This window comes from Halorubrum orientale (assembly GCF_059623105.1).
Window position 1 is genome coordinate 84,590 of sequence record NZ_JBSPSR010000004.1, and the last position, 22,858, is coordinate 107,447.

The following is a 22,858-nucleotide window of genomic DNA, read 5'->3' on the forward strand; positions in this document are numbered from 1 at the left end:
CGATCAGGTCGCCGCGAGGAGCTGGAGCCGCAGGGACCGCTCGTCGACCGTGTACTTGAACGCCGGCTGTCCGTCGACGAACCCGTACGGAACTCGATCACCGTACTCTGCGGCCAGTTCGGCATCGGTCTCGACGTCGACGAGCGCGAGGTCGATCGAGATGTCGGCGTCGGTTGCGACCTGTTCGACCGTCTCCACCGCCTCCACACACAGCGGACACGGATCCTTGGTGTACACCGTGACGGGAATCGGGCCCTGGTTGTCGGCCGAACGCCCGCTCATCGCGGATATCGCCGCCCGAGATCTGACGACTCAGCGTCCGACACATCGGAGTCTGACGACTCAGTGTCCGACACATCGGAGTCCGACGCGTCGTCGCTTCCGCCCGGGCTCACGCTCCCGGTTTGGTAGCCGGCCATGTCGAGGGTGACGTACTCGAAGCCGAGGTCACTGAGGTGCTCGTGGACCGCCTCGGCGAACGCCGGGTCGAGCGCCCGTGGCAGCTCCGTCGGGGCGATCTCGACGCGCGCGAGTCCGTCGTGGTCGCGGACGCGGAACCCCTCAAACCCCCACTCGCGGAGGAGTCGCTCGGCCTTCTCGACGCGAGAGAGCCGCGCCTCGGTGACCTCAAGCCCGGTCGGGATTCGCGAAGAAAGACACGCCATCGACGGCTTGTCTGCGACCGAGAGTCCGTACGCGTCCGCGATCGCGCGGACTTCTGCCTTCGTGATCCCGGCGTCGAGAAGCGGCGAGGAGACGTCGAGCTCGTCGACAGCGCGGAGCCCAGGACGGTGTCCTTCGCCGGGGTCGTCCGCGTTCGTCCCATCACACACCGTGTCGATCCCCAGCTCGCGGGCGCGATCGTACATTCGACCGAGTCGCATCGTCCGGCAGTGATAACACCGGTCGCCGTCGTTCGCGACGAAGTTCGGGTCGTCAAGCTCCGAGAACGTGACCGCGTCGTGACGGACGCCGATCTCGGCGGCAACACGTCGGGCGTCTTCGAGCTCTGCTGCGGGGAGCGTCTCGCTGCGGGCGGTACAGGCGACCGCATCGTCACCGAGAGCGTCGTACGCGAGCGCCGCGACGACCGACGAGTCGACACCACCGGAGAAGGCGACGAGGACGCCCTCACGCGTCGCCAGCGCGTCGCGTGCCGACCGGGCCTTCGCCGCGGTCTCTGCCTCAAGCGCGTCCGCATCCGCCGCAAGCGGGTCGCCGGGACCCACGATGGGCGATGGGTGATCCATGCCACCGATTCAGCGGTGGGAGAAAAAAGCCCGTCGGCGCCGGCCGGGGTGCAAGCCGAACCCCTACGATAGCTCCTGACCGGCACCCGCACGCTTTTGCGGATCGGCGCGATACCGACGGACGAATGGATCTCGAGGCGATCCCCGGGGTGGGTAAAAAGACCGCGCAGGCGCTCCGGACCCTCGAGGATCCGGTCACGGTCGTCAAGTCGGGCAACGTTGCCGCGATTGCTCGCGTGCCGGGAGTGACCGAGGCGCGCGCCGCCCGTGTCGCCCGTGGCGCGATCCGCCACCGCCACGACGACACCGACCGCGTCCTCGCGACAGACCGGGCGCGAGAGGTGTACCGCGACGCAATGGGATTGTTACAGTCCCGGACGGTCACGGAGTACGCCGAAAAGCGCCTGGAGACGTTTTACCCGAGTGGGTCGAGTTCGCGGATCGATGAGGTTCAGTCGTTCGTTGAAGAAGCGACTGAGCGCGAGCCGGAACCGGCGGTGCTCGGCGCGCTCGAGGGTGTCGAGCCGCTCGTCGACCCCCCACCGGTTCGGGTCCGTGACCGCTGTCTGGCAACCGCCGACGCCGAGGCGTTCGCTCGCGCGGAAGCCGCGGCTCCAGAGCTGTCGGTCGAGACTGTCGAAGCGACCCGCGACATCGCCGAGCTCGCTCGGTCCTACACCACTGTGATCGTCCTCGATGAGGCGTTCGCTGGGATGGACGTCGACGGCGACGTCAGGGTCCGGCCAGACGCGCTCGAGACCCCGGCCGAGACAGTCCCCGAGCGGCTCCTCACCTTCTTTGCGACGAACCGAGAGCGACTCGAAGCGGCCGCCGCGGTCCACGATGTCGCCACCCTCGACCCGGTCGCGGACCTCGACGCGCTCGCCGACGCGCTTGACCGACTCGACGATGATGGGACGATCGCCGGGGACACCGAACTCGACCGGCTCACCGCCGCAGTCGACGACCTCGACGCGGCCGTCGCGACCGCCGAGTCCGTCGCCGACGACCACCTCCGCGGGGTCATCCGTGAGCGCGACATCACCATCGAAGGGACCGATTTCCTCTCGCTCGTCGAGCAGGGCGCTCGCGTCGACTCGTTGCTCGACCGGGAGCTCGCCGACGAGTACGATACCGCGGTCGAGAAGGCGTGTGACCACCTCGTCGACGCGCTCCGGCTCGACCCAGAGGAGGCCGAGCTCGCCGGCCGCGTCTTCGGTGGTGACCCTTCGTTTCCGCTTGAGCACGCTGAGACAGCCGTCTCGCGGCTCCGATCCGAGCTGGCAGCCGGGCGTGATCGACGAGCGGCACGGCTGAAAGCCGAACTCGCCGCCGACCTCGGCGCGCTCCGGGAGCCGGTCGAGACGCTGGTGCGTGACGCACTCGAGCTCGACGTGGAGCTCGCAATTGCCCGATTCGCGCGCGACTTCGACTGTGTGCTCCCCGAGGTGTGTGACCCCGGGGAGGGGGACGGTCCGGATGTCCGGATCGAAGGCGGGCGCTCGCCGCTATTGGACGTCGAGTTTGCGTCCGTCGACCCGGTCGACTACGACGTCGACGGCGTGCGGCTGCTTTCGGGGGTGAACTCGGGTGGGAAGACCTCGACACTCGACCTCGTCGCTCTCGTGGTCGTGTTAGCACAGATGGGGATGCCCGTGCCCGCGTCGGCAGTGCGCCTCGAGCGGTTCACTGAGATCCACTACTACGCGAAGTCGCAGGGCACGCTCGATGCGGGCGCGTTCGAGGCGACGCTTCGCGACTTCGGCGACCTCGTCGACGGTGCGGACGGTCGCCTCGTGCTCGTCGACGAACTCGAGTCGATAACGGAGCCGGGCGCGTCCGCGAAGATCATCGCCGGTATCCTCGAGGCGCTCGACGAACAGTCGACCACGGCTGTGTTCGTCTCCCACTTGGCCCGGGAGATCCGCACGGCCGCCGCGACGACGCTTGCCGTCGACGGTATCGAGGCGGTCGGGCTCGTCGACGGCGAACTCCGGGTGAATCGATCGCCACGCGAAGGACACCTCGCGCGGTCGACTCCGGAGCTCATCGTTGAAAAGCTCGCCGAGGAGCGTGGCGGCGGGTTCTATGCGGGCTTGCTAGAGAAATTTTGAACCCGTCGGTGAATTCGCCATCGAGCGCTCAGTCGTCGTCGGCCGCGGTCGCCGGCTTCCGGCGGTCGTCACGCGGCCCCTCGAGGTCGACGTCGGGGAGCAGATCCCGCAGGTACCGGCCAGTGTGTGAGGCGTCCTCGTGGGCGACCGCCTCGGGAGTGCCGCTCGCGATGAGTTCGCCGCCCCCTTCACCCCCCTCGGGGCCGAGGTCGATCACTCGGTCGGCGTTTTTTACTAAGTCGAGTTCGTGTTCGATGACGGCGACGGTGTTGCCGCCGTCGACGAGCCGGTGGAGCACGTCGATGAGCTTTCGCTCATCTTCTTTGTGGAGGCCGGTCGTCGGCTCATCGAGCAGATACAGCGTGTCGCCGGTCGCTCGCTTGCCGAGCTCCTCGGCGAGTTTGATTCGCTGTGCCTCGCCGCCAGAGAGTGTGGTGGACGGCTGGCCGAGCTCCATGTAGTCTAGACCCACGTCTTGTAACAGCTGCAGGCGGCGGTTGAGCCCTCGGTGACTCTCGAAGAAGTCATGAGCCTCTTTGACGCTCATTTCGAGGACGTCCGCGATGGTGGCACCTTTGTAGGTGACGTCGAGCGTCTCGTCGTTGTACCGGGCTCCTCCGCACTCCTCACAGGGAACGTACACGTCCGAGAGGAAGTTCATCTCGATTTTTACGTTCCCCTGGCCGCCACACGCCTCACAGCGACCGCCTTTCACGTTGAACGAGAACCGGCCCTTCTCGTAGCCGCGTTGTTTCGCGAGTGACGTCTCGGCGAACAGCTCGCGGACGTAATCGAAGACGTCGGTGTACGTCGCCGGGTTCGACCGCGGGGTGCGGCCGATCGGTGACTGGTCGATGAGCCGCACCGTCTCGATCTGATCGAGCCCCTCGATGGTGTCATGCGCGCCGGGGTCGACACTTGTGTTGTCGTTCATCTCGCGCACAAGCCCCTTGTAGAGCACGTCGTGCATCAGCGTCGACTTCCCCGAGCCGGAGACCCCGGTGATCGCGGTGAGCGTGCCGAGCTCGATGCCCACGTCGAGATCACGGAGGTTGTGCTGGCGGGCGCCGCACACGACCAGTTCCCCGTCCGCCTCGCGGCGCTCGTCGGGAACCGGGATGGACTTACGACCGGCGAGATAATCGGCCGTGATCGAGTCGTCTGCGGCGACGATCTCGTCGAAGTCACCCTGCGCGACCACCTCGCCGCCGCGCTTGCCCGGGCCGGGCCCCATGTCGATGATGCCGTCGGCCCGACGCATCGTCTCCTCGTCGTGTTCGACCACGAGGAGGGTGTTCCCCAGGTCACGAAGGCCGACAAGCGTGTCGAGCAGCCGGTCGTTGTCGCGCTGGTGGAGGCCGATCGACGGCTCATCGAGCACGTAGAGCACGCCGACGAGACCAGAGCCAACCTGCGTCGCAAGTCGAATGCGCTGGCTCTCGCCGCCCGAAAGCGTCGACGCTTCCCGGTCAAGCGTAATATACTCCAAGCCCACTTCCTCCATGAAGCCGAGGCGAGCGCGGATCTCTTTTAGTATCTCCGTGGCAATCGTCGTCTCCCGCTCGGAGAGTTCGGCTTCGAGCCCCTCGAAGTGTTCGCGTGCGTCGGCTATCGAGAGCTGATTCACCTCGGTGATCGGCGTGTCACCGACGAGCACGTGTCGCGACTGCGTCTTCAGCCGGGTGCCGTCACATTCGGGACACGTCGTCACCGCCATGTACTCCTCGATGTGGTCGCGAGCGCGCTCAGAGTCGGTCTCGACGTGCCGACGTTCCAAGTTCGGAATGACTCCCTCGAAGCGCTCCGTCTTCTCGCGGGTGCCGTTCTTCGTGGTCCACTCGAAGTGAACGAGGTTGTCGGTGCCGTAGAGGAACTGCCGCCGGATCTCGGCGTCGAGCGCCTCGAAGGGCGTGTCCACGTCGACGCCAAAGTGGTCGGCTACGTTGTCGAGCTGCCGGGAGTAGTACGTGCGGTCGTAGCTCCACGGCTCGAAGACGTGTTTGAGTGGCTTCGAGGAGTCCTCAACGACGAGCGCCTCATCGACTTCCTTCGTCGACCCGATCCCTTCACACTCCGGACAGGCGCCGTAGGGGCTGTTAAACGAGAACGAGCGGGTCTCGATCGCCGAGAAGTGGAAGTCGGAGTTCGGGTTGCCAAGCGCTTCGGAGAACTCGACGACGAGACGTTCGTCGCCGTCGGCGTCCGCCGCCAGCGACCCGGTCGAGCGGCTGTTCGAGGCGAACGGGACGTCCGCCGGCGGGTCGGGGACGATCAGTTTCAACGCACCGTCGGCCTCTTCGAGGGCAGTTTCGACCGAGTCGGCGATCCGCGAGCGGGCCGTCGGTGAGACGACAACACGGTCGACTATCACGTCGATCGTGTGGTCGTAGTTCTGGTCAAGGTCAGGGTCCTCGGTCGTTAGGTCGACCGACTCGCCGTCCACCTCGACACGCGTGTAGCCGTCAGCCGCGAGCGACGCGAAGCGCTCTTCGAACGCTCCCTTCTGGTCGCGAACGATCGGCGCGGCGATTTTCGCACGGGTACCTTCGGGAAACTCAAGGATCTGTGCGACCATATCTTGTGCAGACTGCTCGCCGACCGCCTCGCCCGTGATCGGGTCGTGTTGGGTCCCGATGCGTGCGTACAACAGCCGGAGATAGTCGTGGAGCTCGGTGACCGTCCCCACCGTCGACCGCGGGTTGTTTGCGGCGTTCTTTTGATCGATCGAGATAGCTGGGGAGAGTCCCTCTACTGCCTCAACCTGCGGTTTGTCCATCTGGCCGAGGAAGTTGCGGGCGTACGCCGAGAGCGACTCGATGTACCGACGCTGGCCCTCGGCGTACACAGTGTCGAACGCCAGCGACGACTTGCCCGACCCAGAGAGGCCGGTGACAACGGTGAACTCCTCGCGCGGAATCTGGACGTCGAGGTCCTTGAGGTTGTGCTCTTTGGCACCGCGGACCTCGATGTAGTCCTTGCTCATTCTAGGCTCTATTGCGGACGCGTGAAGGAATACCCGTCGGTCAGGGCACTCACCGACCGACGACGTCCGCCGGGGGCGAGAGGTTCCGACGGCCGCCAGCGGTGACGACGAAAAGCACGCCCAGCCCGAGTCCGTACGCGAGCATGAGCGGAATCGTCACCAGGAACATCGTAATAACGTCTGCGGGAGTAAACACCGCGGCGAACACCATGATCCCGACGGTGACCTCCCGCCAGCGGCCGCGGAAGCCGTCGTAAGGCACGCCAGCGTTGTTCAACAACACCATCACGATCGGAATATCGGCGAGCAGCCCGATCCCGATCGTGGTGAAGATAACGAGCCACATGAAGTCGCTCACCTGATATGTGATGATCATGTTCGCGACTGCGGCGTCAGTGACGAGCCACCCGATGATACCGGGCGCAATCCAGCCGTAGCCGAGCACGAAGCCACCGATCAACCCGCCGAAGAGCGCCCCGGCCCAGAGGTACACCTGCCGGATTCGCCCGGCGACGAACCCCCGCTCACGTAGTGCTGGCCACGCAGCGTACAACAGTACCGGAAAGACCGCGAGCCCGCCCACGAGCAGCGACACTTTCACCATGAAGATGAGCGCCTCGACCGGGTGGAGGGTGATAATGTTGATGCCGCCGCCGACCGCAGCGGGAACCCGCGACTGGAGGTCAGCGCGCACGGCCGCCAAGCCACCGAGGTACAGCCACGTGAACGTCGCCGCCATCACGCCGCCAAACACCACGAGGAGAATAAACGACTTCGAGCGCAACGAATCGAGCACGAACCGCAGGTCGGTGTAGTACCCACCGATGTCGTCTTCGGCGTCCTCGTCGCCCGTCAGTTCCTCGAGGAACGTCGAAGAGGCGCGTGATGTCCGGTCACCAACACTGTTGACGAGGCCACCATCGTCGGCTGCAGACGCCTTGTCTGCACCCCCCTCTGCGTCGCCGTCCTCGGACGCCGCCCCGTCACCGTCTTCAGATGCCACCGCGTCGAACCGGTCGAGGATCGCCTGGGCCTTCGCCGGGTCGTCGTCGTCGAGGGCGGCCTGCGCCCGTGCGAGCGACTCGGCTTCCGACATCGCAGCGAAGGGCGCGTCTGGCGCCGCCCGAACACCGGCCGCGTCGAGCTCCTCGAGGTCGATGGCCGCCGGGTCGCCGTACTGGTAGCCCGCGCTCGTCGTGTCGAGGTCGGCGTACACCGCCCACAGGGTCGCGGCGGCAACGAACACACCGGCCCAGCCGACGGCGTACACGGCGAGTGCGGTGGTCGCGTCGATGCCGAGTTCGGTGCCGGGCGCGAGGAACCGCCAGTCGCTGCCGACAGATTCGAGGAGGGCGTTCACCCCCGTCCGACCACCGGTGGTATAAAAGGCGTACACGAGCCCAGCACCGAGGACGGCGGCGCCACCAACGACGTTCCAGTGGGATCGAATCGAGCCGAGCACGCGGACCCGGTCGGAACTGCGTTTGGCTGTGACCACGAGCTTCGATAAGTAGAGACTGAATCCGTACAGCGCGATGAGCGGGAACGCCCACATCAGCTGGGTGAACGGGTCGGGCGGAGAGAACACGGCACCGAAGACGAAGATGGCGACGACCGCGTACCGCCACTTGTCACGGAACGTCTCGTACGGGACGATCTCGGCGTACGAGAGCCCGGTGATGAGCAGCGGCATCTGGCCGGCAAGTCCGAACGACAACGAGAGGAAGACGATGAATTCCGTCCACATCACGATGCCGTAGGTCGGCTGGATCCCCGCCTCAAGGCCGAAGCCTGCCAGGAACGCGAACATAATCGGGAAGAACGCGTAGAGGCCGTAGGCGACGCCGAGCCCAAAGAGGCCGAACCCGAGCAGTGCGACCGCCGCGAGCTTCCAGCGGGCGATAGGCGACTGCGGGATCACGCCCCGGGCGCGAAGCTCATCGCGGCTGACGTAGCCGAGCGCCGGCAGCGCGACGATCGCGCCGACGACGAGACCGATCTTCGCCTGGAGGAGGATCACCTCGAATGGTGTTGTCGCGATGACGTCGACTTCCGCGGCGATAGCGTCGGCCATATTCGAGCGCGTCATCTCGTACAGCGCCTCCCAGATTGTGGTGCGCAGCGCCCAGAACGTGGCGAGAAAGCCGAGTAAGAAGACGATGAACACCTTTTGGAGATCCTTCTGGATCGACCGTAAGAACGCTCGCGCCGACGCCTGGCCGGCCGCGAGCGACCGTTGGGTGTCTTCGTCGAGGGCACTCGCCATACGCCGTGAGACGGCCGTCCGCGTTATCAACCTTTTCGACCGCGGCCATCGCTATCCGAAAAGGCCTATAATCACCCGGCGGCCACTCTAGGGTGAATGCCAGACGACGACCGGCCGCCAACGGAGCCGTCAGAGCCGGCGACGGGCGCACAGCCGTCCGACGCCGATCGGTCGGCAGCGGCCGACGCGTCAGGCGGAGACGCGTCGGGTGGAGACGCGTCAGGCGGAGACGCGTCGGGTGGAGACACACCGACCGGCGACGAGTCGGGTGGCGATGGCCGGAGGGACAGTGAGACTGACCAGCCGGGCGACGGAGAGACTGACTCGATAGAGGAGGCCGGTGCGTCAGACGACGACGCAGGCCGAGTGGCCGACCAGGAGAGTGCACGCCGTGGCGACGGCGGGATGCCGGCGGCCGCCGACGACGCCGCCGAGGCGGCGACCACGACCGGTGGGCCGCCGGAGTCGGTCGAGGCAGCGACCGTGGATGCGTCGGCCGCAGAACCCGTCGACACGCCGGACGACGTCGGAGGCATCGCCGGGCCGGAGTCCGACGAGGAGATGCCACTGGCCGCACACATCGAGGAGATGATGCGTCGCCTCGCGGTGGTGTTTCTCGTCGGTGGGCTTGCGACGCTCGTCGTCGTCACCGAGTCGACCGAGCTCATCAACTACTTTTGGGGCTACCACATTCCGGCGCCACTGGAGAATCGACCGCGTCTGTACGGCCCGCTCGAGCTGCCGCTCACGCGACTGAAAGTGGCCGGGCTCGCCGGTGTCGTCGTCGGGCTGCCGGCGTTCGTCTACGAGACGTACCGATTCATGCGACCGGGGCTGTACACGAACGAGCGCCGGTACTATCTCGCGGCGGTGCCGACGAGTCTCGTGCTCGGTGGCATCGGGATCGCGTTCGCGCACTTTCTCGTGTTGCCCGCGATATTCTCGTATTTCACCACCTACACGAGTGACGCCGCGACGATCGCATTCGGGCTCGCGGAGACGTTCAACCTGATCGTGATCCTCTTGGCGTTCATGGCGATCGTGTTCCAGATCCCGCTTTTCATCATGCTCGCCATCATGATGGATCTCGTCACTCGCCGGTGGCTCGAGCAGAAGCGGCTCATCTTTTGGGGGACATTCCTCGGAATCGCGTTCCTGTTCAGTCCCGACCCCACCGGGATGGCCCCGATCATCGTCACGCTGACCATGATCACGCTGTTCGAAGGAACGCTCGCGGCCCTCCGGTGGACCGGACGGTAAGACGAAGCCGGACTCCACAACCCATCACCTGCCAGCGATCCAACCGACACCGGTCGGCTCCACTCTCTCCACTCAAGCGGTGGCGCGCGCCTCGTGAGCGCGCCGGAGGCGTGCTCACGAGCGCGTGCGAGGGATGAGCGAGGTGCCGGAGGCACCGACGCGAATCGGTTGGGGAGGGTGTGGCGGTAATTGATGCCCGGAGGTCGTGCGGTCGTGTTGGGTGCACTACCATGGCCACATGCGTATTGGGGAGGGTGTGGCGGTAATTGATGCCCGGAGGTCGTGCGGTCGTGTTGGGTGCACTACCATGGCCACATGCGTATTGGGGAGGGTGTGGCGGTAATTGATGCCCGGAGGTCGTGACGTCGTCTCGGTCACCCAGTCACCACAGACGTACGGAATCGGCTCGAGCGGATTCGAACCAAATTCAGACGTGCTCGCTCACGTCGTTCGCTGTGCGCGACTGACAGGGTTCAAACCGCCCTCGGACACGCACAGTGCCGCCGCTCACGAATTGTTCGCGGCGCCAATAGTGGGCTCGGGCGGATTCGAACCACCGACCTCAGCCTTGTAAAGGCCGCGTCATAACCAACTAGACCACGAGCCCTCACCGATGAAATCGGCCGCGGGCTCAAAACGGTTTCTGTCTGGCTCGGCGACGATGGAACGGCAACCACGCCACGGGATACGAACATATCACGCGGGACCGACCGATTCTTGAGCGCTGAACACCGACTACTCACCAATGGACGGACCGTTATGGATCGACACGCACGCGCCTGCCCTCTCTGAGATCCGCCAGGCCGAGGCCCGCGATCACCTCCGACGAGCCGTCGACGAGCCCATGAACTTAGTCGTTCAGGGGCCACCGGGCGCCGGCAAGACGGCGGCGGTTCGCGCACTCGCCGGGGCGGCCCACGCCGAGCCCGAGAGTGATCTCATTGAGCTCAACGTTGCCGACTTCTTCGGCCGGACGAAAAAGCAGGTCCGGACGGATCCCCGGTTCGAGGGCTTTCTCACCGGGAAGCGTCGCATGGCGAAACGTGACATGATAAACCACGTGCTGACGGAGTCGGCCGCCTACGCACCAATGTCTGGGGCGTACAAAACGATCGTGCTCGACAACGCCGAGGCGATCCGCGAGGACTTCCAGCAGGCGCTCCGGCGGGTGATGGAAAAACACCACCGGACGACCCAGTTCGTGATTGCGACCCGCCAACCGTCGAAGCTCATCGCGCCGATTCGTTCGCGGTGTTTCCCGGTGCGGCTGCGCGCACCAACGACCGACGAGATTATGGACGTCTTAGCTACCATCTGTGAACGTGAAGAGGTCGCGTACGACACGGACGGTCTAGAGTTCGTCGCCAGCGCAGCCGGCGGTGACCTTCGACGCGCGATTCTCACCGCGCAGACGACGGCCGTCGAAGCCGACGCCGTGACCATGACGGCGGCCTACGAGACCCTCGGTGACGTCGGCGACGAGGACACGATCCGCGAGGCGCTCGCCGCCGCTCGCACGGGAGAGCTGAAGGACGCGCGAAAGACGCTCGACGACCTGCTCGATGAGGGCGGCTACGACGGGCAAGGGCTGCTCCGCGCGATGCTCCAGGCGGCACGCGCTGGGTCGGCATACACCGGAGCCGACCTCGCTCGGCTCCACGCACTCGCCGGCGAGGCGGACCTCGACCTCGCCGACGGAATGGACGACCGGCTCCACCTCACGCACCTGCTCGCGGCGTGGGCGGCCGGACGAACCGATCTCCAGGCCGGCTTCCACGAGCCGGTGGAGGCGTGACCGTGCGTCGCGCCCCGGCGCTCGCGACAGTGATGCCGTTTCCGGTGGTCGAAGCAGCCTGGCGGCTCGCACTGATTCCCGGGCTGCTCGCGGCGGCGACCCTGCCGTTTGCCCCCCCGATCGGGATCGGGTTCGCCGCGCTCACAGCTGGGATCCTCTGGTTCCACCGCGATCCGACACGCACGTCACCGGATCCGGACCAGGCCGTCGTCTCACCCGCCGACGGCACCGTACAGGAGGTCCGTGAGGAGGGATCGCAGCTTCGCGTCGGCGTGTTCATGAACGTTACCGACGTCCACGTCAACCGCGCGCCGATCGCCGGAACGGTCCGAGAGGTTCGTCACCGACCGGGCGCGAACCGGCCCGCCTTCACGAAGGAGTCCGACCGCAACGAGCAGGTCGTGATCGACTTCGGTACTTACGAGGTGATCGTCATCGCCGGCTGGTTCGCGCGGCGGATCCACCCGCACGTTGAGGCGGGTGACGAACTCAACCGTGGCGACCGCGTCGGACACGTCTCGTTCGGATCGCGCGCCGATGTCGTCTTCCCTGCCGCGGTCGACCGCGAGGACCTGCTCGTCAACGCGGGCGACGACGTCCGCGCCGGTGAGACGATCATCGCCGAACTGCCGACCGACGCCGGGGATGGTACCGGCGACGAGTGAGCCGAAACCGGCGACGAAGGCCAATTACGGAGGCGATGAGGACTGAGTACGGAAGCGACGCGGGCGGGCTGCACAGGGAAACCACTTAGTGCATGCTGACCGCAGGTTCTATCGTGATGACTGACACGAGCAAGGCAACCTTCGAGGTGTACACGGACGCCGCAGACGAGTGGCGCTGGCGGCTCGTCCACGACAACGGCAACGTCATCGCTGACTCTGGTGAGGGGTACGCCTCAAAACAGCGCGCCCGAAGCGGTATCGAGAGCGTACAGACGAACGCAGCCGGCGCGCCGGTCGAGACCGTCGACCGCTGAGACTGCCTCCTGCTACCGGCGATAGCGGACACGAACGGAGTTGCTTAACCCGCTCGCGGGCCATCGATCCGGTATGACGAACGCACTGGAGGTCGAGAACCTTCAGAAGAGCTACGGCGGCGTCAACGCGCTCCAAGGCGTGTCACTTACCGTCCCCGACGGCTCATTTTTCGGCCTGCTTGGACCGAACGGCGCGGGGAAGACGACATTTATCAACGTACTCGTCGGGCTCGTCCGCGCAACGGGCGGCAAAGCACGGGTGTTCGGTCACGACGTCGAAGCCGACTACCGAGAGGCACGCGACCGCATCGGACTCGCTCCCCAGGAGTTCAACGTCGACCGCTTTTTTCCGATCCACGAGGTGCTCGAGCACAAGGCCGGCTATCACGGTGTCCCTCGCGAGGAGGCCGCGGCGCGGGCCGAACATGCCCTCGAACAGGTGGGCATCTACGACAAACGAAACACCCGATTTGATTGGCTCTCTGGCGGCATGAAACGGAGATTTATGATCGCACGGGCCCTAGTGACCGACCCAGACCTGCTCATCCTCGATGAGCCATCCGCTGGCGTGGACGTTCAGCTCCGGCGCGACCTCTGGAACCTCGTGACAGAGCTGAACGAGGCGGGCACGACCGTCCTCTTGACCACCCACTACATCGAGGAGGCAGAGCGACTCTGTGATGAGGTGGCGATCCTCGACGGCGGACAGGTGCGAACCGTCGCATCACCGGACGAGCTGATGGACCGCGGCGCCGACCGGGTCGTCGTGACGCTGCGCGACCCGCCGACCTCACGACGCGCGCTTACGGACGTCGTTCCCACCGACGACCGGATCGAAGCCGTCGAAATCGAGGGCGACCAGATCACCGTCACCGCCCGCCAGGGTGGGTTAATCACACCGGACCTTGTTCGTGCGCTCGATGAGGCTGCGTACGGCATCCTCGACATGGAGATTGAACGGACTTCACTAGAAGAGGTGTTCGTCGAGATGACTCGTCCGACAGACCAAGACGCCGGCGACGGCACGCTCTCTACCGGCAACAACAGTACGGAGGGCGATGGCGACGCTACCGACGACCGGCCTGCCGAGTTAGTGCGCGACGGAGGAACTCGATGAGCGGCAGCGCGCGGTCTGTCGACCTCACCGGCTTCTACACGCTCACGAAACGAGAGATTCTGCGGTTTCTCCGGCGGCCGAGCAACACGTTCGCGCCTCCGTTCATCACGAACGTGCTCTACTTCTCCGTGTTCGGGGTGATCCTCGGTGAGCGTGTCGGCACGATAGCTGGGGTCCCGTACATTTTGTTCATCCTCCCCGGTCTCGTCGTGCTCGGTGCGGTGTCGAACAGCTTCGAGAACGCCTCCTTCTCTATTTTTCACGGCAGATGGAACGAGTACATCGACGAGGTCCTCACGTCACCGCTGTCGTACACGGGGATGGTGTGGGCGTACGTCCTCTCGGCTGCGACTCGCGGACTGCTCGTCGGGGGGCTCGTTGCCGCCATCGGGTGGGGGATCGTGTCGGCGCTCTTCCGGCCGGTCCCGCTCGAGCGACCGCTGTACCTGCTCGGATTCCTCCTCGTCATCACGTTGTTGTTCGCGAGCCTCGGCGTGATCGGGGGGCTCGCCGCGAGCGATTTCGACGATCTCACCGTCATGAACCAGTTCATTCTCCGGCCGCTCGTCTTCTTCGGTGCGGTGTTTTACTCACTCGAAGACCTCACACCGCTGTTGCGCGACGTCTCGCTGTTCAACCCGATGGTGTACATGGTGAACGGCGTTCGGTACGGGTTTCTCGGCGTCGCCGAGGTCGACCCAGCCAGATCGTTTCTCGTGCTCGTCGCGATGACCGCGGTCGCCGCGGCCATCGACGTGGTGTTGTTCAGCCGCGGGTACGGGCTGACAGAGTGAGCAAGCGGATGCGGTGAGCCCACACTGGACCGCAGCGGACCGCACCGCTTATTCGCCGGCGCTTACAACCAGCGAGCGGACATGGACGCGCTCCACGCGAAGTACCCGTTCTTCGAAGGAGCCCGCGATGCCGTCGCCGGCGCGTCGACCTCACTACCAGCGCTCGTCGCCGACGACGCGCCGGCCGTCGAGCGGGCCCGCGAGCGCGTCGAACGGGCACTTCTAGAGGGTACCGTCGAGCCCGAAGCAGGCGCGTTCGGTCGTGACGCGGTCGACCACGACGCCCAAGCGGAGCTGCTTTCGTACCCGATCGCACGGATTCTCGTCTCGCTGCTCGATTCTGCGCCTGCGATCGATAAATACGCCGCCGCAGAGGCCGCGACCGCCCGAGAGCGGATCGAAGCAGACCTCCCGAGCGACGACGTACTCGCCTCGACTGCGACGCCGACCGTCGACCTACAGACGGTGTTAGCCGAATTCGACCTGCAGACGGCGGTCACCGCGGAGTCGGCACGGCGCGGGCGAGAGCCAACCGACTACTGGGTCGACGTCGGCGCATATCTTCGCCTTTCTGACCCATCGTGGGGGGAGTCGTGGCGGCTCGTTAACCGACCGCTCGCCGATGGAGCGGTCCGGATCGACCGTACAGAACTGTTGCGGGCGATCGAGACAGCTATCGACCAGCGGGTCCGCAACGGGCTCCCATTCGAGCTGGCGGACGACGGTGTGATCCGCAGGGAGCTGGAGTCACGCGTTGACGAACTACGCCGACTGCTTCGGGAGCGCTCGTATGCGGGCCCGGTCGACGTGGTAGTCCCCGCGTTGTTTCCGCCGTGCATGCAGAACCTGATCGAAAAGGCCGAGCGCGACGTCCAACTCTCGGCGACAGAGAGCTTCGCGCTGATGGCATTTCTCGTCGGCATCGGAATGTCGCCGGACGAGGTCGTCGCGTTCTGTGCGGAGACGAGTCTCAACGCCGAGGGGATTCGCTATCAGACGGCATACCTCGCCGATGACCGTGGTACGCAGTACCCGCCGCCGACGTGTGAGACCCTCGCAAAGCTCGGTATCTGTCACAACGAAGACGATCATATGCGGGTCGCACCGGACCCACTCGGCTACTACGAGGCTGCGGTCGAGGCGGCCGACGGCGACCTCACCGACTGGCGTGAGGTAGCCGGCGTGGCGGAGTCGGCTGAAGACGCGGTACCAGATGGCGGTCGGACCGAGTGATACGGCAGAACAAACTCAGATGTCGCCGTTCGCGCGCATGAGGTACGCCCCGACGAGCGCCATCAACAGGACGAATCCAGCGAGAAGTCCGACCAGCGCGAGCGCGCCCGCCTCGGGGAGCGACGAGCCGTCAAACGTCACGCCGATGGCGACGAGACCGCCGACGAACACCGCCGCCGCAAGAAGCGAGACGGTGATCTGTCGACGCAGCTCCGCATCGATTTCCATGCCTCCGGTTTCTATCGGCACTAAAAAAGGACTTCGATGGCGCCCGTCGCGGGCGGGTGACGACGGAAGCGTGATAGCGGGGTGAGAGCCGTTCACAACACGTCGAGGGCCTCTTCGACTGGCATGTGACCGTCGCGGACGGCTTCTAACACCGTACGGCGCTCCGCATCGGGGTCGGTTCCGACCGCATCAAGAGTGACCTTTTGTGTCACACCAACGAACTCGGGGAAGTCGGTCCCGTCGGCGAGCGCAGTCGTTTTTTTAACCCGGTAGGACCCGGCGTCGGTGGTGTACAGCTCACCGGGGTGAAAAAAGTACCAGTCCTCGCGGTCGAATCGCACGGCAATACGTGCTTTCGCACCGAAGTTCTGTGCGAAATACAGCAGTGACTCCACCTCCTCACCCGTGAGGTAGATGGGGTTACCGGCACTGGATTTCGCCTCGATGGCGTAGAACGTCTCGCCGTCGCCAGCAAGCACGTCGGGTAACTCTCGCGTCGTGGCCGCGCCGCTTGCGGGGGCCCGCATCACGGCGAATCCCGCCTCATCAAGGGCGTTTACCAGCTCGCGCTCCCGGCGGTCTCCTTTACGATTCGCTGACACGTCGGTGCTCACCTCGCACGCTCACGCACCGTCTAGCCGCGAGGAGGCTAAAAGCGCGGCGGGTCGCCGGTGCACGTAGGTGGATCACGAGACTGGTGACGGGGTCTTACTATGTTCAGCCGAAAAAACCGTTGAAGCGGTCGAATGCGCCTAATACCCACAACATCATGCCTCTGGTGAAGTCCCCCTCCGACTCGAGACGGATAGCGCCGGCCACGTACTGCTGTCTCGCCTCGATTCCCGGGTCGTCTGATACAATGATCGCACCGAGCGCTGAGGCCGTCGTCGACACGATAAGCCGGTCACCGCTGTCACCAAGCGTGACAAACTCCGGATTACGTACCGACTGTATCGTGCCGTCCGCGCGTGGTTCGAGGACAAACGAGTCCACTTCGCCAGAGGAATCCATCGAATCGTTCTCGAAGACGAACACGACGACTTCGGCGTCGTCACCAGCAGGGAGCACGTCACGGAACCAGCCGGGCACCGCATCGAGGTTCTGATTATAGATGGTCGCGAGGTCCGCGATTGTGTACGCACCCGGTGGGGTGTAGTCGAGTTGAACAGCGTCTCCATCCAACGGGGCCGGACCAACGACGGCGGCACCGACCGGAGCAGCGGCGACCACACTCACGAGCAGGATGGCGACGAATACGGCTCTCATCCTGCCCCCTCCGCTGCCAGGCGACATAAATATAGCTGGCCGCACACGGAAGCGGGTCTGTGCCGATCACACCACGATATCGACGCCCGACACGGTGAACTGGGCGCCCCCGGGGGGACTCTCCTCGACGGTTACCGCCCAGCCGTGGGCCGTCGCAATCTGGTCGACGATCCGGAGACCGAACCCCGTTCCGTCGGGGTGACTCGAGTAACCCGCCTCGAACACGCTCTCGCGGTCGGCTGCGGGGATACCGGTACCGTCGTCAGCGACAGCAAAGCCGTCCTCGTGGACCCGAACCCGAACCGTGATCGGCACCGTCTCGTCCGCCCGCCCGTGTTGGAGGCTGTTCCGGAACAGGTTCTCGAGGAGCTGACGGAGCCGGGTTCGGTCGGCGACGATCGTGGCGTCGTTCTGCACTTCGAGCGTGGCGGCGCCGTGCGTACTCACCTGACCCCAACACGCCTCGGCGAGTGCATCGAGTGCGACCGGTTCAGGCTCGCCGATCACGTCACCGGCCCGCGCAAGCGTGAGCAGATCGTCTATCAGCTCGGCCATGCGGTCGTGTGCGCGCTCGACGGTCTCGAGGTGTTCGAAGTCACTCTCCGCTCTGGCGAGTGACACCCTCCCCGTCGCGACAGTGAGCGGGTTTCGGAGGTCGTGACTCACGACGTCTGTGAACTCTTGGAGCCGCTCGTTCTGCCGCTCGAGCTCGTCACGGCGACGACGGAGCTCTGTTTCCTGTGCGTGCTCTTCGAGGGAGGTCTCCGTCGCGGTCGCGAGGATGCGCGCGAGAAACGTGTCGGTCGCATCGAACGCTCCCGGGACGGTCTCGCCGACGGAGATGGTGCCATACTCGCCGAGTGGGAGTATCATCAGACTTCGGAGGCCGCTGCCGCGGTCGACCGCGGCGGTATCGGCTTCGATGTCGTCGTATACCTGCATCTCGCCGGCGTCGAAGCACACCCAGTTGAGACTACCGGAGTCAGGCGTGAACACCGGTCGCTCAGAGAACAGCTCGTCGACCATCTCGGAGGCTGCTATCGGGACGAGGCCGCCTCGACCGTCGTCATAGAGTCTGACCATGACGACCGAGAAGCCGAGGATGTCTTCGGCCGCACAGACGACCTCCTCGGCGATCGCCTGCTGTGAGTCGGCACGGACCAGCTCACGCGTTGCATCGTGGAGGCGCTCGAGTCGGTTCTCGCGGGTTTTGAGAGTCTGTTCGCGGTCGACGCGGTCGAGAGCGGCCTCGAGTTGGTTCGCGAGGATCTCGACGAGGAGGACGTCCGTCTCAGAAAAATCCGCGGGCTCCGGTGAAGAGATGACGAAGACGCCGTGCTCGCCGAGAGGGTGCAACACGACACTCGCCGCCGGCGTCGACTCCGTGAGTCGATCGTCGTCGGCCGTCTTCGGGAGGTGTAGCGGTTCGGCCGCTCGAAAGGCCTCCCAAACGAGGTGCGCCCGTGAGCCCGGCTCGCTCGACCGATGGTACGTCGGTGGCTCGTCGAACAGCTCGGGGACGGCGTCCGCGTGCGCAACGAGCTCGAGCCGGGTCTCGTCTGCGTTCAGCAGGTGGACACCCGTCAGCGGTGCATCGATGAGGTCGTCAGCCGTGTCGACCGCAAGCTGGGCCGTCTCGGTCGGTGTCTGTGTGTATGTGAGCGCGTGGGTCCGATCGCTGAGGGCTTCGAGTCGGCGGGTCCGTTCGGCCAGCTGGCGACGCGTGTGGGTAGCGTCGACTGCGTGTCGAATCCGGTTCGCGAGGATGGTGTACTGCTCGGTTCCCGATTCCTTCCGGAGCCAATCCGTGGCGCCCGCGTCGATGGCGTCGGTCACGACGGAGGCAGTATCTGTTCCGCTGAAGACGATGACCGGCAGCTCCGGCCACTGCTCTCGAACCGATCGGAGGAACTCAACCCCGGTGCGGCCGGGCATATCGTGGTCGGTGACAACACAGTCGACCGAGTGTGCACGGAGCGCTGCCATCCCTGCGTCGGCGTCAGGGGCGGTCTGGACGTCGATTCGGGGGGCAGCTTGCTCCAGTAGCGTCGCGGTCAACTCGGCGAACCCAGGGTCGTCCTCAACGTGGAGGACATAGACCGGTTCGTTGGATTCGCCCATACACACCAGGACACGTGAGCAGGCGATAATAATCGTTGCGACCGCAGACTCTCGTCTCGACAGTGAGGCGACGGTGGCTCACCCCGAGCCGCGCTCAAGCACCTCGAGAAGCGTTTCGACCGTCCCGGAGAGGTACACCTGTCCGAACGCCGCGACCATAACGGCACCCGCGGCGTTAAACAGCAGGTCGCCGATCGTATCGTCAAGCCCGTGCTGTGCGAGCGGCATGTTGACGCCGGTCTGCGTGGCGAAGACGTCGAGGCCGAACTCGAAGAGTTCCCAGACGACGCCGAACGCCATGACGAGCACGAGGATGAACGCGAAGGCGAACCGGCGCGGCAGCTGGATGTCGTCGTGGTGGACGTCCAGCGCGCGTGTCACGGTGTAGCCGACACCCGCGACAATCGTCGCCGACAACGCGTGTGTGAGATGATCCCACCACTCGATGGTCGCGTACAACCCCGCCGACCCGAGAGTGTGTGCGAGCACGGCAAGGGTGATCCAGAGGCCTAACCACGGGTCAAGCGGGACCGCATAGTTCCGCTCGAGGAGCGCCGGGGTGAGCGTGACCGCAAGCGCGAGACACCCATTCGTGATGGCCTTTGGCCGCGAGTACAGGACACCGTACACGATGACGGCGACCAGCACAGCCTGAAGGAGACGGGTGAGCCGCCGTTGGGTGCGTACCGAGGGACGCGGCAACGACCGACGACGAACTGCGGCGAGCGGCGGGCTCACCGTCGGATCACCGCCTCGATCCGCCGACGAAGCTGTGCATCCCGGCGCGACAGGTACGCGTCGAAGAGCAGACCGGCCGCGAGCCCGGCGAGTGTCACCCAGAGGAACTCGATCATCAACGCCTCGTTTGCCGCCTCAGCCGAGCTGTTTGGGGTGATGAGCAACGTCGTCCCGACCCACCGATCGAGCGTCCACCGAACGATCGCCCACACGCCCGCCGACGCGAGCGTCGCACAGACGACGAAGACAACGGCGAACCACCGAGTGAGTCGGAGCGAACTGAACGCCCGAAGCTCGACGGCGACGACGAGCGCAAACCCAGCGACAGAGAGTGACGCACCGACGGTGCTGACCTCGCCGCCGACGAGTCCACGGATGAGGATGGGAGCGAGTGCAAGTACGAGGAGCTCCCAAGGAAGCATCGCCCACCATGACCGCGCGGCAATCGGTGGGATGAGGACGATCAGTGCGGTGACGGCGACGAAGACGATCCACCCAACGTCGCGGTCAAGGACGCTCTCGATGAAGACGACCGCGAGGGCGCCGACCAGTATCCACGCGACGACCGCGTTGAGTCGTCCCTCCCGTAGGAGCCGTGTGAGTGCATCCGGACGATCGGTCGGTTCGCCGTCGTCACCCATACACCTAGGCGTTCGGCGTGCTGACACAAAACGACGCGGGACGGCTCGTCACCGCCACGCGTTCACAGCCGATACCGGTCGGGCACGTATCGACGTACCCGACTCGGAGCGTACCCGACGATCACAGGGGCAAACGAGGCGAGCCGGCGGCGGAGTAGGGCGTACACGCCGCCAACAGCGAGCGCGAGTCCAGCAACGAGCTGGAACGGACCGTCGAGGACGACCCAGAGCGGGACACCAAGCGCAGAGAGCGCCGCGAGATCACTAGGCGAGCCGTCGTACTGGATCCAGCGTTTCGGTCGGCGCCACCGCGCGCGAACGTGGTCGTAGACGGCCCGCTCGGAGGTCGCCTCCCACGGGCGTAGCTCGAGTCCCCCGCCGTATCGGTCCATCCGACAGTGGGTCGTCGCGGCGACGAGGAAGGCGGCGACAGCGACGCTCACGGCAGTCGGGACGAGGAGCGCGACGACGAGCGCCGGGAACGCGACCAGCGCGTACAGCGTCGGGTAGTGGAGCGTGCGTCGGTGCCCTGCGTACAGATCGAGGTCCGGCGCGACGCTCCCCGCGAGCGAGCCCGTCAGCGCGGCGGGAGCGACCTCGGGAGCGAGGAGTGACACCGGTGTCGCGAGCGCCAGCCCGACCATCGCGTGTGTCGGGAGCATCATGAATAGGCGCATCTACGCGCTTAGACGTCATATGTACTTCGGCCGGCCGACGGAGAGGTGAGAGACCGGCCCGGGAGACTTTGTGCCGGCGGCGTGTAGAGCCGACGATGCGTCGGCTCCTGCTCGTGGTCCTCCTCTGTGCCGTAGGCGTGTACGCGCTCGGGCCAGGGTCGCTTGCGACGATGGGCACAGAGGTGACCGTCGAACCGACGACCGACGACAACGCGGATCGCTTCGCGCTTGACGTGAGCGAGCCGCGGCTGTGCGGGCCGAGCTGTGGGGCCGCCGACCTCACGCTCACGAACACGCGATCGACGCTCGCGACGAACGTCTCGGTTCGGGCGGCCGTCTTCCCCGGACAGACGGCCGAGGGAGCCCCACTCTGGACGCGGACGGATCTCGTCGGTGATCTCGAACCCGGTGAGACGCGAACGCTGACGCACCGGGCCAGCTGGGACGACGGCGCTGTAGAGCGGGTGCGGACGGCCAGCGGCTGGGTGACGGTTGAAGTCACTGTTAGGTCCGACGGGGCGACCACGACCTTCGTCGGGACACACCAGCTCGGGTGAGGTCCGACCGCCGCGCTCACCCGCCTCGCGCGAAGACGATGAATAACGCGAGCCCGACACCGGCGAGGAACGCGACCGCCGAGTGTGACGCCTTGTACGAGCGGGCTTCGGGGAGCAAGTGAGCTGCAGAGAGGTATACCAGAACGCCCGAGACGAATCCTAACAGGAGCCCGAGCGCACGTGAGTCGAGACCGCTGACGAGTGGGTACGCGAGGAACGCCCCGAGTGGCGTGGTCGCCGCAGCGACGAAGAACGCGTATACCGCCGCAGCGCGTTCGGTGAATCCCCCTTTCAGGAAGACGAGGTACGTGATGGCGCCTTCGGCGAGTTCGTGGACGACGAGACCGGTTCCGGCGAGGACGCCGGTGAGCAACGAGATATTGAACGTGACGGTGTAGACGACCCCATCGACGAGCGAGTGGGTCCCGATTCCCTCGGCGGCCGTCACGCCGAACGCGAGGGTTTCTTCACCGGTATATCGGGCGATGACGACGTTCGAGAGGTACAAAAAGAGGAAGCCGGCAAGCGCCCCAAATCCGGCGTCCGGGTGGGCGGTGACCGCGGTTGGAAACGCGAGCACGAGCGGCGTGGTGAGGAGTACGCCGGCGGCAAAGCACATGAAAAACGGGAGCGACCGCTCTGCTTGCTCACGGTAGCGGACGATCGCGACGATGCCAAGCGTGTTCACCACGGCAGCGACGACGGCGAACGCGGCGATCCACGCGAACGTAGTTTGAAAGAAGATCACGGATGAGTGGTTGTCTAGCCAACACAAAAACGATCTGTGTGCGTGTCCCATCGGGAGAATCTGTCGACGTACACGAACGATCACAACAGCT

Annotated in this window: 20 protein-coding genes, 1 tRNA gene and 1 pseudogene; 9 read left to right on the forward strand and 13 right to left on the reverse strand. The window is 65.5% G+C overall.

What is annotated here, in order from left to right; translation table 11 throughout:
• Nucleotides 1–3: 3 nt before the first annotated feature.
• Nucleotides 4–282, reverse strand: coding sequence for a glutaredoxin family protein (locus ACWUI7_RS05275; protein ID WP_496641180.1), 279 nt, complete (start codon nt 280–282; stop codon nt 4–6).
• Nucleotides 279–1,250 carry an ATP-dependent sacrificial sulfur transferase LarE gene (larE, locus tag ACWUI7_RS05280; RefSeq protein ID WP_496641181.1) on the reverse strand — a complete coding sequence of 324 codons (972 nt, stop codon included), beginning with the start codon at nt 1,248–1,250 and terminating at the stop codon, nt 279–281. Before larE ends, ACWUI7_RS05275 begins: the two co-directional genes overlap by 4 nt.
• A 125-nt stretch (nt 1,251–1,375) precedes the next feature.
• Here larE and ACWUI7_RS05285 point away from each other — a divergent pair, with 125 nt between their 5' ends.
• Nucleotides 1,376–3,364 (forward strand): MutS-related protein, encoded by a 1,989-nt coding sequence (locus tag ACWUI7_RS05285; RefSeq protein ID WP_496641182.1) that lies wholly within the window; start codon nt 1,376–1,378, stop codon nt 3,362–3,364.
• A gap of 28 nt (nt 3,365–3,392) precedes the next feature.
• On the opposite strand, the gene uvrA is transcribed toward ACWUI7_RS05285, so the two are convergent.
• Together uvrA and ACWUI7_RS05295 are read right to left on the reverse strand one after the other, a co-directional pair.
• Nucleotides 3,393–6,347: an excinuclease ABC subunit UvrA gene (gene uvrA, locus ACWUI7_RS05290; protein ID WP_496641183.1), complete on the reverse strand. Its 2,955-nt coding sequence runs from the start codon at nt 6,345–6,347 to the stop codon at nt 3,393–3,395.
• Nucleotides 6,348–6,396: 49 nt separating this feature from the next.
• On the reverse strand, nt 6,397–8,613 hold the full coding sequence (locus ACWUI7_RS05295; RefSeq protein ID WP_496641184.1) for a twin-arginine translocase subunit TatC: 2,217 nt from the start codon (nt 8,611–8,613) through the stop codon (nt 6,397–6,399).
• Between the two features lie 96 nt (nt 8,614–8,709).
• Between ACWUI7_RS05295 and tatC the strand changes: the two genes are divergently transcribed.
• A complete protein-coding gene (gene tatC, locus ACWUI7_RS05300; protein ID WP_496641185.1) occupies nt 8,710–9,873 on the forward strand; it encodes a twin-arginine translocase subunit TatC in 1,164 nt (387 codons plus the stop codon).
• Between the two features lie 533 nt (nt 9,874–10,406).
• Here the strand turns inward: tatC and ACWUI7_RS05305 are convergent.
• Nucleotides 10,407–10,480, reverse strand: a tRNA-Val gene (locus tag ACWUI7_RS05305).
• A 138-nt stretch (nt 10,481–10,618) separates the two neighbouring features.
• Here ACWUI7_RS05305 and ACWUI7_RS05310 point away from each other — a divergent pair.
• From ACWUI7_RS05310 to ACWUI7_RS05335, 6 genes and pseudogenes are all read left to right on the forward strand, one after another.
• On the forward strand, nt 10,619–11,668 hold the full coding sequence (locus tag ACWUI7_RS05310; RefSeq protein WP_496641186.1) for an AAA family ATPase: 1,050 nt from the start codon (nt 10,619–10,621) through the stop codon (nt 11,666–11,668).
• A 2-nt stretch (nt 11,669–11,670) separates the two neighbouring features.
• Nucleotides 11,671–12,333 carry a protein sorting system archaetidylserine decarboxylase gene (locus ACWUI7_RS05315; protein WP_496641453.1) on the forward strand — a complete coding sequence of 221 codons (663 nt, stop codon included), beginning with the start codon at nt 11,671–11,673 and terminating at the stop codon, nt 12,331–12,333.
• 128 nt (nt 12,334–12,461) lie between these two features.
• Nucleotides 12,462–12,647: pseudogene (locus ACWUI7_RS05320) on the forward strand (HVO_2922 family protein); the annotation flags it as partial.
• Between the two features lie 73 nt (nt 12,648–12,720).
• Nucleotides 12,721–13,764 carry an ABC transporter ATP-binding protein gene (locus tag ACWUI7_RS05325; RefSeq protein ID WP_496641187.1) on the forward strand — a complete coding sequence of 348 codons (1,044 nt, stop codon included), beginning with the start codon at nt 12,721–12,723 and terminating at the stop codon, nt 13,762–13,764.
• Nucleotides 13,761–14,558 carry an ABC transporter permease gene (locus ACWUI7_RS05330; protein WP_496641188.1) on the forward strand — a complete coding sequence of 266 codons (798 nt, stop codon included), beginning with the start codon at nt 13,761–13,763 and terminating at the stop codon, nt 14,556–14,558. The genes ACWUI7_RS05325 and ACWUI7_RS05330 overlap by 4 nt, the downstream gene beginning before the upstream one ends.
• A gap of 81 nt (nt 14,559–14,639) precedes the next feature.
• On the forward strand, nt 14,640–15,791 hold the full coding sequence (locus ACWUI7_RS05335; RefSeq protein ID WP_496641189.1) for a DNA primase: 1,152 nt from the start codon (nt 14,640–14,642) through the stop codon (nt 15,789–15,791).
• A gap of 15 nt (nt 15,792–15,806) precedes the next feature.
• On the opposite strand, the gene ACWUI7_RS05340 is transcribed toward ACWUI7_RS05335, so the two are convergent.
• The 7 genes from ACWUI7_RS05340 to ACWUI7_RS05370 all read right to left on the reverse strand — a co-directional run bounded on the left by ACWUI7_RS05340 (nt 15,807) and on the right by ACWUI7_RS05370 (nt 21,450).
• Entirely contained in the window at nt 15,807–16,019 is a 213-nt protein-coding gene (locus tag ACWUI7_RS05340) for a DUF7472 family protein (RefSeq protein ID WP_496641190.1), read from the reverse strand.
• Nucleotides 16,020–16,111: 92 nt separating this feature from the next.
• The gene (hjc, locus tag ACWUI7_RS05345; protein WP_496641191.1) at nt 16,112–16,633 is read right to left on the reverse strand and encodes a Holliday junction resolvase Hjc; all 522 of its coding nucleotides are present in this window, start codon (nt 16,631–16,633) and stop codon (nt 16,112–16,114) included.
• A 103-nt stretch (nt 16,634–16,736) separates the two neighbouring features.
• Complete coding sequence (locus ACWUI7_RS05350) at nt 16,737–17,285, reverse strand: hypothetical protein (RefSeq protein WP_496641192.1); 549 nt, start codon at nt 17,283–17,285, stop codon at nt 16,737–16,739.
• Nucleotides 17,286–17,351: 66 nt separating this feature from the next.
• Nucleotides 17,352–19,406, reverse strand: coding sequence for a receiver/sensor box histidine kinase (locus ACWUI7_RS05355; RefSeq protein WP_496641193.1), 2,055 nt, complete (start codon nt 19,404–19,406; stop codon nt 17,352–17,354).
• Between the two features lie 78 nt (nt 19,407–19,484).
• Entirely contained in the window at nt 19,485–20,144 is a 660-nt protein-coding gene (locus ACWUI7_RS05360) for a DUF2238 domain-containing protein (protein ID WP_496641194.1), read from the reverse strand.
• Nucleotides 20,141–20,785, reverse strand: a complete 645-nt coding sequence (locus tag ACWUI7_RS05365; protein WP_496641195.1) for a hypothetical protein — start codon at nt 20,783–20,785, stop codon at nt 20,141–20,143. The genes ACWUI7_RS05360 and ACWUI7_RS05365 overlap by 4 nt, the downstream gene beginning before the upstream one ends.
• A gap of 62 nt (nt 20,786–20,847) precedes the next feature.
• Nucleotides 20,848–21,450, reverse strand: coding sequence for a metal-dependent hydrolase (locus ACWUI7_RS05370; protein ID WP_496641454.1), 603 nt, complete (start codon nt 21,448–21,450; stop codon nt 20,848–20,850).
• A 107-nt stretch (nt 21,451–21,557) separates the two neighbouring features.
• Between ACWUI7_RS05370 and ACWUI7_RS05375 the strand changes: the two genes are divergently transcribed.
• A complete protein-coding gene (locus ACWUI7_RS05375) occupies nt 21,558–22,019 on the forward strand; it encodes a hypothetical protein (RefSeq protein ID WP_496641196.1) in 462 nt (153 codons plus the stop codon).
• 16 nt (nt 22,020–22,035) lie between these two features.
• Here the strand turns inward: ACWUI7_RS05375 and ACWUI7_RS05380 are convergent, their stop codons facing one another.
• Entirely contained in the window at nt 22,036–22,767 is a 732-nt protein-coding gene (locus tag ACWUI7_RS05380) for a ZIP family metal transporter (RefSeq protein ID WP_496641197.1), read from the reverse strand.
• Nucleotides 22,768–22,858 lie beyond the last annotated feature (91 nt).